Here is an 8,475-nt window from a genome sequence, read left to right as displayed (position 1 = left end):
AAATAAATTACTTTCCTCCTTTTGCAAGAATATTCTATATCTATACAGGGTCGACAATTGTTCTGATGATTGTGCTAAAAGCTATAGAAGGATAAAATTAAAGCCCATAACCCTGCACAGGCTCCACACTCGGCTACGTCTCGTTCACAGCCTGTACTAACCGTTGTACAAAATATACATACATGAAAAATCAACTAATCATTATTATTCTGATTCTATTTGGTGTGCTTCCCTCTTGTAAAAAGGACGATGCATCAACAATTTTCTATTGGGATGAAACTGGGTGTGCTGATCCATGGAAACAGAACAGCGATGATACTGAGGAGGAGAGAAAAGTTGAAATAAAAAGATATTTAGAGAATCGTAACGTGAATGTTAAGAATATTGAGTTTGAATTTGATCAGGCCAAACAACAGTTTTGTTATGCATGCAACTGCACAACAGGAAGAGTCATTGTAGTTAAAGTAGCAGGGTCGGACGAACAATTAATGAAAAAGCTAAACTTCTATCAATAATAAAAAAGTACTTCATAAATCAAGGTACGGCCTCTATGCTTAGCTACACCTTGTCCGTAGCCTATCCTAATCGGTTACAAATCACTCATGATAAAACTTATCACTAGTTACTACAACAATTAGCTGCATGCATTTACAAGAGCACTATGATCGACTGTATCAGGATTCGATTCGCAGGATACAATCAGGTGCTTATCAGATTGACGAGTTGGTTGATGCTGCCAGTGATAACAGATTTGGGATCACCCTATTGCTGCGGCCAGATGATGTTGTAAAAGGAGAAATTCAGGAACTGCTCTACAAGCTTAAGCTGATCGAACCAAACCAGTACTTTTATCGGAATTCAGATCTGCATGTGACCGTGATGTCGATCATTTCATGTTATGATGGCTTCGACTTGGGGCAGATTCGGGTGGAAGACTACGTAAAGACTGTCAGAAAAAGTATACATGGGCTGGGTCCTTTTGAAGTAGAATTCAGGGGGCTTACTGCTTCTCCGTCCTGTCTGATGGTGCAGGGGTTTTTAGCGGATAATACGCTTAGTCGGCTTCGTGATAACCTGAGAAGTAACTTCCGGGATTCAGGTTTAGAGCAGTCCATTGACAAACGCTATAGCATACAAACAGCCCACTCGACAGTCGTCAGGTTTAAGGAAGAACTCAGAAATAGAAACGTAATTTTTAAGGATGATAGCAAAGCACAGAGAGCATTCCTTTGGGACATCTATTGTCAATACAATTGAGTTAGTATACAATGACTGGTATCAGCGGAAGGAATATGTGAAAACATTATGCAAATTTGAGCTGTAATAGCATACTGCCGAACTTCGATCGTAGTAAACTCTTCAACATACCCATGCTATACCTGAAAAGAACCGATTCGGATGATCCCGACTTTGTAGCGCTCGTCAGATTGCTCGATGCAGACCTGGCTATTCGGGATGGAGAAGAGCACGCCTTTTATGCACAGTACAACAAGATCGACAAGATAAAGTATGTCGTGCTGGCTTACGAGGACGGGAAAGCCCTGGGCTGCGGCGCCATTAAAGAGTACGAGCCGGGTACTATGGAAGTGAAGCGCATGTATGTGCTGCCAGACAGCCGAGGCAAAGGTATAGCCAGTCAGGTATTGGCCGAATTAGAAGGGTGGGCACGGGAGCTTTCCTATACCCGATGCATTCTAGAAACCGGCCTGAAGCAGCCGGAAGCCATCAGCCTCTACAAAAAGAACGGCTATCAGCTATTCCCAAATTACGGGCAGTATGCGGGGTAGAGAATAGTGTGTGTTTTGAGAAGATGGTGAACTAAGTTTTTACCCTGCTACGCCTCTGGCTTCTCTCGCTTATCACCAAACGGATCTTCTGAAGAAATCAGCTGTACTGGCTCACCCCGGAAACCGCTGTACTCGTTGTGGTTGTCGTAAGGCACTTTGATTCCGTGGTAGTAGTCCTGTAGCTTGTAATCTTTGCGGAGGGGGTGGCCTTCCCAATCGGCGGCACAGAGGATGCGGCGCATGTCCGGGTGATCTTTGAAAAGGATACCCACCAGGTCGAAGATCTCACGCTCCTGCCAGTCGGCGGTGCGCCAGATGTGGCTCACGGTCGGCACGGTAGGTATAGGCTGCTCCGAAGTATTGTTGCGCGGCACGATCACTTTGAGCATCAGGTGGTGGTCGTAAGGTATAGAGTAAAGATTATACACCACTTCCATGGTGCCGGCCTCGGGACCGTTGTCTATACCTGTCACGCTGGAGAGAAAGTCGAAATAAGTCGCCTCGTTGTCGTGCAACTCCAGGCATACCTCCGCCAGTCGCTTCGTTTGAAGCACCAGATAGGGCTGCAGGTTATTGGCATGCTCCGAAACGATCACCTCCGCACCAAAATGCGCTGCTACAAAGTCCTTTATCTCTCCGAAGGTCATAGTATTGAGTGATTGAGTGAATGTTGGAATTAAGCGGTTGGAATTTGCTGATCGTTCGTTCCTGACCCTGCTTGGTTATCTACAGCTAACGCCTCATTCGTTGCTCTTGTTTCCTCCTTCTTAGCTCCCGTATTATTCGTTCTCCTCGCCATGATCTGCTGCACAGCTCTTGGTTCGCGGATGGTTTCCTGGCGGATGATCTCCTGTAGGCGCAGGAAGCCACCGATCAGCGCCTCTGGCCTTGGAGGGCATCCGGGTACATACACATCCACAGGTATAATGCGATCTACCCCCTTCACTACGTGGTAACCGTGCTCCCAGTAGGGGCCGCCGCAGTTGGAGCAGCTGCCCATCGAAATCACGTAGCGCGGCTCCGGCATCTGCTCATAGAGGCGGCGCACACGGTCGGCCATCTTAAAGGTAACAGTGCCGGCCACGATCATCACATCCGACTGACGAGGCGAGGCACGGGGTATAATGCCGAAGCGATCGAGGTCGTAGCCGGAAGCATAGGCCCCCATCATCTCGATGGCGCAGCAGGCCAGACCAAAGCCCATTGGGAACAGAGATGTGAGTCGCGCCCAGTTGAGCAGATCGTCCAGTTTGGTGATGATCACACCGCCTTCTCCCGTCTTGTCCTGTGGTATATTCAAATCTGAATGATGAATTAAATGTTTTTCTCCTTTGTCACAAACTCTTTTGTCAAGAGGTCTGCTCTCCTGGAGAGGTATTTCTTACCTCGTACTTCCGCTCGTTTACTTGCTGGTATATCTCCTTAGGTATACGGGAGCGGCTTTGCGGCACCACTGGTTTCGGCCTGATCCAGTCGAGGTGGCCTTTTACCCAGGCATAAGCCAGGCCAAGCGCCAGCACACCGATGAAAATGAACATCTCGATCAGCGCAAACCAGCCCCACACACCGTCAGTAGCCTCGATCAGGTCGCGGCGGCCAAACACGGTAGCCCACGGAAACAGGAAAGCGAGCTCCACATCAAAAATGATGAAGATAAGCGCCACTACATAAAACCGCGGGTTGAACTGTACCCAGGAGTTGCCGATCGGCTCTTCACCTGACTCGTAAGTGGTCAGCTTCTCCGGATTGGGTCGGCTGGGGCGGATAAGCCGGGCGGTAAACAGACCGATCACCACAAAGATCGCTCCCCCAATCAGGAAAAGCAGGATCGTTCCGAAATCAGAAAGGTAGGTTTCCTCCATAGCGCCGCAGCAGTTTTACACAAATTTACGATAAAATAACTTCTTGGCATAAGCACTGTTTTAGCTGCAGGCAAAGGCCAATTTCAGGTATAACAAGTCATTTGCAGCACACATACACAAATGCTCCCTGGCAGCGTTATACCAACAACCTTTCATCATCTATACCTGTACGAGATAATCCACACTTAACGAAACTGCAAATGCTCACCGGACGCGTCAATGCACCAGAGATCAACACCCCGCACGGCTGGCTCAACACCGACCGGAGCTGGTCTATCAAGGATTTCAGAGGCAAGATCGTGTTGCTGGACTTCTGGACCTTTGGCTGCATCAACTGTCAGCACATTGTGCCCGACCTGAAGCGGCTGGAGGAGGAGTTTGCCGATGTGCTGGTGGTGATCGGTATACACTCTGCTAAGTTCGACGCCGAGAAGCAGACCGAAACCATCCGGCAGGCTATCCAGAAATTCGGGGTGGAGCATCCGGTGGTAAACGATGCTGACTTTGCCATCTGGAACCAGTACGGTGTGCGGGCATGGCCTACTACGGTGCTCATCGACCCGAACGGAAAGGTGGTGGGGCAGCATGCCGGAGAAGGCGTGTACGATACGGTGCGGCCTTACATCCAGCGCATGAAAGAAGAGTTTATAAACGAGCTAAACCAAACGCCTATACCTGTGCAGACTGAGGTTAAAGAAGCAGGTGTCTTGTCCTTTCCCTCCAAATTGATCAGCGACGCAGCGGGTAATCTATACCTGTCGGACAGCGGGCACAACCGCATCCTGAAGCTGAGCCAGCAGGGGCAGGTGCTCGAAGTGATCGGCAGTGGCGAACGGGGCTTTAACAATGGCGGCTATGCCGATGCGACCTTTAACGAACCGCACGGGCTTGCCCTACATGGTAGTACGCTCTATGTGGCAGATGCCAAGAACCACGCCATCCGCAAAGTAGACCTGCAGCACCGAATGGTGAGCACAGCCGCCGGCACCGGTGAACTGGAGTACTACTTCCATGACGATAAGCGACGCGAGCCTGTGAACCCCAACAGCCCATGGGACCTGCTCATATACGGGCGCAGCATGTTCATCGCTAATGCGGGCAACCACCAGATCCTACGCATGGATTTGGAAACCGAGCAGGTATACCGATTTGCCGGAAGTGGTCGTGAAGCCCTCACCGATGGTCTGCTGGACGAAGCTGCCTTTAACCAGCCCAGCGGACTCTCCATCCGGGGCGAGGTGCTCTACGTAGCCGACGCTGAGGCCAGTGCTATCCGCACTGTCAACCTCAAAACAGGTATGGTGCTCACTCCGCTGGGTCGCGGTCTGTTCGACTTTGGAGACGTGGATGGCGACGTGGACGATGCCCTGCTGCAGCACTGCGTAGGCCTGGAGGTGATCGACAGCGACGTGTACATCGCCGATACCTACAATGGCAAGATCAAGGTGCTTGATATGGAGCGGCACCGTGTGCGCACCCTGACGGATGGCTTGCACGAACCCAATGACCTGCTATACCTGAACGGCCATCTTTGGGTCACCAGCACCAACAGCCACCAACTCTACCAGGTCGACCTGAACACAGGAGCGAAAGAGGAAGTGAAAGTAAAGGAGTTAGAGAGTTGAGGGATTTGGGAGTTTAGGAGTTAAAATATAGCGACGTTTCCTGTTTGGGAGCCTTTGTACGGACAGGTCGCGACCTCTCCGTATCGTGCATGAACAGCTATACTTTTACCCTAACTTCAGCCTCAATCAGGTTGTTGCGCATTCTCTGGAAGAAACGGAGCGTCACCTGGAAGATCGGGCTCATGATGAAGGTATAGAAGAAGGTAGCGATGAAGATCGGTCCTCCCAGCACATAGCCTATACCCAGGATCACACACTCCACCACAATGCGGGTACGACTCACAGACGCGTTCAGCCGCTCCGACAATGCCAGCATGAAACCGTCGCGCGGACCGGCGCCCACACCACCTGCAACATACATTCCGCCGGCTATACCTGCTATCACCACTGAAACAGCCAGGTTCAGGTAGTCGAGTGGCGTATTGGTAGCCGATGGCAGGATGTCGAGCCAGAGGAACATGTCCATGAACGGCCCGACAAGCATTGCATTAAGGAAGGTGCCTATGTTGATATACTTTCGGTTGATAAACCAGGAGATAGCCACGAAAAACAGCCCCACCATCACGCTCCAGGTTCCGATCGTAAAGCCCAGATGTTGAAACAGCGCTACATTGAGCACCTCCCAGGGGTGCAGACCCAGGTACTTCACCTTCACGGCAATGGCATTGGCAAAGCCGAACAGCAGCAATCCAAGGAAGAAAAAACTATAGCTAACTACTTTTTCGCGCATAATACGGTGGCCCTGTTTACAGCAGGAGCCGGGTTAGAACAAAATCAGGCGCAAGAAAGTTAATTTTGGCCGCAATAAGAACGAAGCCAGGGAGCCAAATACATATTCTAGTAGGTGGTTACCAGATTTAACAAATAAGTATTATATTCAAAGACTGAAAAGTCTTATTAAGTTGATAGAGCAATTATGATGTTGAGGTGGGCGTATACTTGTTGCTTTTGTCTGCTGCTTGGTTCCGGAGCATTTGCTCAAACTGAGATTGTTGACTACATGGGCCGCCCTATTATGGCAAAGCAGTACCTGGACGTGAAGGGCTCGCCTTATCTGGATGACGAATGGCAGGAGGGCTGGGTTAAGCTGGAGGACGGGAAAGAGTACATCGGCGTTCGGCTAAAGTACGACCAGGTTGCGGATGAGCTTATGTTTAGCAACAAGAAAGGGGAGGCGCAGTTGTTTGTGCAGCCTGTCGTGGAATTTGAGCTGATGAAGCGCTTGTTCATGAGAGGGTATGAACCCGTAGATGCTACGCCTTTAGATGCATTTTATGAAGTACTGGCCGATGGCCCCACACAGCTTTTGAAGCGAACAACTAAAACGGTGCATGAGGAGGTACCTTATAGCTCAGCTACAAAAGTAAGAAGCATTATAGAGCAGCAAAGCTACTACCTGGCCGATAGGGAGGGTAAACTGACGAAGCTGAAAAAGGACAAAAAGTCGCTGATCAAGGCCATAGGCAACAGGCAGACTGAACTTGAAGCGTACGTCAAAGCCAATCGCCTGGACCTGAGGCAGGAGCAGGACATGACCAGGCTGGTAACGTACTATAATAACCTGTAATCTTATTTTCAACTTAAAAACAAACGCCCTATGAAAGCTGTCTTCTTACGATTCGGTTTAGTGATGCTGGTTGGCTGCTGCTTTAGCCTTCAGGCGCATGCGCAGTTCACGCATACCAACGACATGGAGGCCCGTCCGGTACACGAGTACAACACCATCACCATGATAGGGTCACCGTACCTGCACAAAGAATGGGCGAAAGGTTCCCTGACACTCAAGAGCGGCACCGTTTATCAGGGCATCGATCTGATGTATGACCAGGTGAAGGACGCCATCATCTTCAAGGCGAAGAACGGAGACGTGAAGGAGCTGCTGGAGCCGGTGCAGGAGTTTAAGATAGGGTATATCGAAAACAACCAACCCGTAGAGCGCACTTTCCGATCAGGATATAGCGGCGACGGCATCTCGGCCAATGCTTTTATGGAAGTGCTGGCTGACGGGCAGGTGTCGCTCCTGAAACGAACTTCCAAAAAGATTTTCGACCGCAAGCACTACAGCTCCGCCACCATCGACAGGGAGGTGCAGGAAAGCGAGGATTATTACATTGCAGTGGGCGACAAGGCAGTAAAAGTGAAGAAATCGAAAAGCTCCCTGCTCTCTGCTATACCTGACAAAAAAGACTACCTGGAAACCTACATCAAATCGAATGCGCTGAACCTGCGCAACGACAGCGACATGGCCAAACTGGTTGCCTACTATAATTCGCTGTAGGCTTTCGTAAAGTTTGTTAAAGATATTTAAGCAGCTGCCTGGTTGACGGGTAGCTGCTTTTTTACTTGCAGGGCTTGCTGCAGGTGCCGCTCCTGGTGCAGCGCCATAAATTCCAACGCCTCCCCAATGCGCAGTTTCAGCAGCTTAAAGAACTCGACAGGTATGGCCTTTTTATTCAGGTTGGTGTTTTTGGCTTTGTTGAGGAGCTGTAGCAGTTCGGTCTGGTGGTCCAGAAACTCCTCCAGCGTTTGGCGACTCAATTGGCTGTTGTTAGGGTTCATGTGGCGCACGGTTTTGCTTTTCTTGCTGTTGTCCGGTCGCACCATATCCAGCGATTTCTTGCCAAGCCAGCTATAGCTGATGCTCTGCTGGGAGTTGTTGCCGGAATTTGCCGTAATGGCCTTTGCCAGTGCCGGGTTGTAATAACGGCTGTAACGGTTCAGGTGCTCGAGGCACTCAAGTATGCTCCAGCTATCCGAAGCTGGTTTGAAGTTGAGGAGGGCAAGCTCCAGTGGCACTAAAGCTGAGATAACAGTGTGCTTCTGATTTTCGACAGTGCGGGAGATTTGGTCTAGGGTATTCATAGCGTTCATCGTTTTATATTGTACGCATCAAAGGTACAGTGTGGCCTAAGTCCAATCCTTGATGAGCGTCAAGATTTACGAAGCGACTACTTGATCCGGCTTAGTGTTTCGGGGGACATGCGCAGGTATGAGGCGATGTACTTTTTGGGGATGTGCTGAAACAGGTGGGGACTCCGCTGCATGACACGCTGCAGGCGCTGCTCAGGCTCAGGCAATAGCAGATCCACTTCCCGCTCTATCTTGCCAACCAATGCCTTTTCGAGCTGCTCATACCAGAAGCGCTTGATGTTTGGTCGCTCCTCCATCAACCGCATAAAATCGGCTTTGCTTATACCTAGC

General features: G+C 50.0%; 12 protein-coding genes. 6 read left to right on the top strand and 6 right to left on the bottom strand.

Going from position 1 to position 8,475, the window contains the following annotated elements:
- Positions 1-182 precede the first annotated feature (182 nt).
- From O71_RS14435 to O71_RS14425, 3 genes are all read left to right on the top strand, one after another.
- The gene (locus O71_RS14435) at positions 183-515 is read left to right on the top strand and encodes a hypothetical protein (protein ID WP_007658047.1); all 333 of its coding nucleotides are present in this window, start codon (positions 183-185) and stop codon (positions 513-515) included.
- 127 nt (positions 516-642) lie between these two features.
- Complete coding sequence (locus O71_RS14430; protein WP_007658046.1) at positions 643-1,257, top strand: 2'-5' RNA ligase family protein; 615 nt, start codon at positions 643-645, stop codon at positions 1,255-1,257.
- Positions 1,258-1,370: 113 nt separating this feature from the next.
- Entirely contained in the window at positions 1,371-1,787 is a 417-nt protein-coding gene (locus tag O71_RS14425) for a GNAT family N-acetyltransferase (protein ID WP_007658045.1), read from the top strand.
- 47 nt (positions 1,788-1,834) lie between these two features.
- Here O71_RS14425 and O71_RS14420 read toward each other — a convergent pair whose 3' ends face one another.
- The 3 genes from O71_RS14420 to O71_RS14410 are packed head-to-tail and all read right to left on the bottom strand — an operon-like array spanning position 1,835 to position 3,649.
- On the bottom strand, positions 1,835-2,434 hold the full coding sequence (locus O71_RS14420; protein WP_007658044.1) for an NADH-quinone oxidoreductase subunit C: 600 nt from the start codon (positions 2,432-2,434) through the stop codon (positions 1,835-1,837).
- A gap of 29 nt (positions 2,435-2,463) precedes the next feature.
- Positions 2,464-3,087 carry an NADH-quinone oxidoreductase subunit NuoB gene (gene nuoB / locus O71_RS14415; protein ID WP_007658043.1) on the bottom strand — a complete coding sequence of 208 codons (624 nt, stop codon included), beginning with the start codon at positions 3,085-3,087 and terminating at the stop codon, positions 2,464-2,466.
- Positions 3,088-3,136: 49 nt separating this feature from the next.
- Positions 3,137-3,649 (bottom strand): NADH-quinone oxidoreductase subunit A, encoded by a 513-nt coding sequence (locus O71_RS14410; RefSeq protein WP_007658042.1) that lies wholly within the window; start codon positions 3,647-3,649, stop codon positions 3,137-3,139.
- Positions 3,650-3,750: 101 nt separating this feature from the next.
- On the opposite strand from O71_RS14410, the gene O71_RS14405 reads away from it, so the two are divergent.
- Complete coding sequence (locus O71_RS14405; RefSeq protein WP_237717855.1) at positions 3,751-5,274, top strand: thioredoxin-like domain-containing protein; 1,524 nt, start codon at positions 3,751-3,753, stop codon at positions 5,272-5,274.
- Between the two features lie 97 nt (positions 5,275-5,371).
- On the opposite strand, the gene O71_RS14400 is transcribed toward O71_RS14405, so the two are convergent.
- The gene (locus tag O71_RS14400; protein WP_007658040.1) at positions 5,372-6,004 is read right to left on the bottom strand and encodes a YitT family protein; all 633 of its coding nucleotides are present in this window, start codon (positions 6,002-6,004) and stop codon (positions 5,372-5,374) included.
- A gap of 285 nt (positions 6,005-6,289) precedes the next feature.
- Between O71_RS14400 and O71_RS14395 the strand changes: the two genes are divergently transcribed.
- On the top strand, positions 6,290-6,841 hold the full coding sequence (locus O71_RS14395) for a hypothetical protein (protein ID WP_143731877.1): 552 nt from the start codon (positions 6,290-6,292) through the stop codon (positions 6,839-6,841).
- Positions 6,842-6,871: 30 nt separating this feature from the next.
- The gene (locus O71_RS14390; protein WP_007658038.1) at positions 6,872-7,552 is read left to right on the top strand and encodes a hypothetical protein; all 681 of its coding nucleotides are present in this window, start codon (positions 6,872-6,874) and stop codon (positions 7,550-7,552) included.
- Positions 7,553-7,578: 26 nt separating this feature from the next.
- Here the strand turns inward: O71_RS14390 and O71_RS14385 are convergent, their stop codons facing one another.
- Positions 7,579-8,136: a DinB family protein gene (locus O71_RS14385; RefSeq protein WP_143731879.1), complete on the bottom strand. Its 558-nt coding sequence runs from the start codon at positions 8,134-8,136 to the stop codon at positions 7,579-7,581.
- A gap of 86 nt (positions 8,137-8,222) precedes the next feature.
- Positions 8,223-8,475 (bottom strand): Crp/Fnr family transcriptional regulator (locus O71_RS24335; RefSeq protein ID WP_007658036.1); only part of this gene is annotated, 253 nt, incomplete at its 5' end.

Source organism: Pontibacter sp. BAB1700 (assembly GCF_000277005.1).
GTDB classification, from domain to species: domain Bacteria; phylum Bacteroidota; class Bacteroidia; order Cytophagales; family Hymenobacteraceae; genus Pontibacter; species Pontibacter lucknowensis.
This window is presented reverse-complemented; position numbering and strand designations above follow the sequence as displayed.

Excerpts from the sequence above, each read along its gene's own strand:
- O71_RS14435 (WP_007658047.1), top strand. The coding sequence starts at position 183 with ATGAAAAATCAACTAATCATTATTATTCTGATTCTATTTGGTGTGCTT.
- O71_RS14430 (WP_007658046.1), top strand. The coding sequence starts at position 643 with ATGCATTTACAAGAGCACTATGATCGACTGTATCAGGATTCGATTCGC.
- O71_RS14425 (WP_007658045.1), top strand. The coding sequence starts at position 1,371 with ATGCTATACCTGAAAAGAACCGATTCGGATGATCCCGACTTTGTAGCG.
- O71_RS14420 (WP_007658044.1), bottom strand. The coding sequence starts at position 2,434 with ATGACCTTCGGAGAGATAAAGGACTTTGTAGCAGCGCATTTTGGTGCG.
- O71_RS14410 (WP_007658042.1), bottom strand. The coding sequence starts at position 3,649 with ATGGAGGAAACCTACCTTTCTGATTTCGGAACGATCCTGCTTTTCCTG.
- O71_RS14400 (WP_007658040.1), bottom strand. The coding sequence starts at position 6,004 with ATGCGCGAAAAAGTAGTTAGCTATAGTTTTTTCTTCCTTGGATTGCTG.
- O71_RS14395 (WP_143731877.1), top strand. The coding sequence starts at position 6,290 with ATGGCAAAGCAGTACCTGGACGTGAAGGGCTCGCCTTATCTGGATGAC.
- O71_RS14390 (WP_007658038.1), top strand. The coding sequence starts at position 6,872 with ATGAAAGCTGTCTTCTTACGATTCGGTTTAGTGATGCTGGTTGGCTGC.
- O71_RS14385 (WP_143731879.1), bottom strand. The coding sequence starts at position 8,136 with ATGAATACCCTAGACCAAATCTCCCGCACTGTCGAAAATCAGAAGCAC.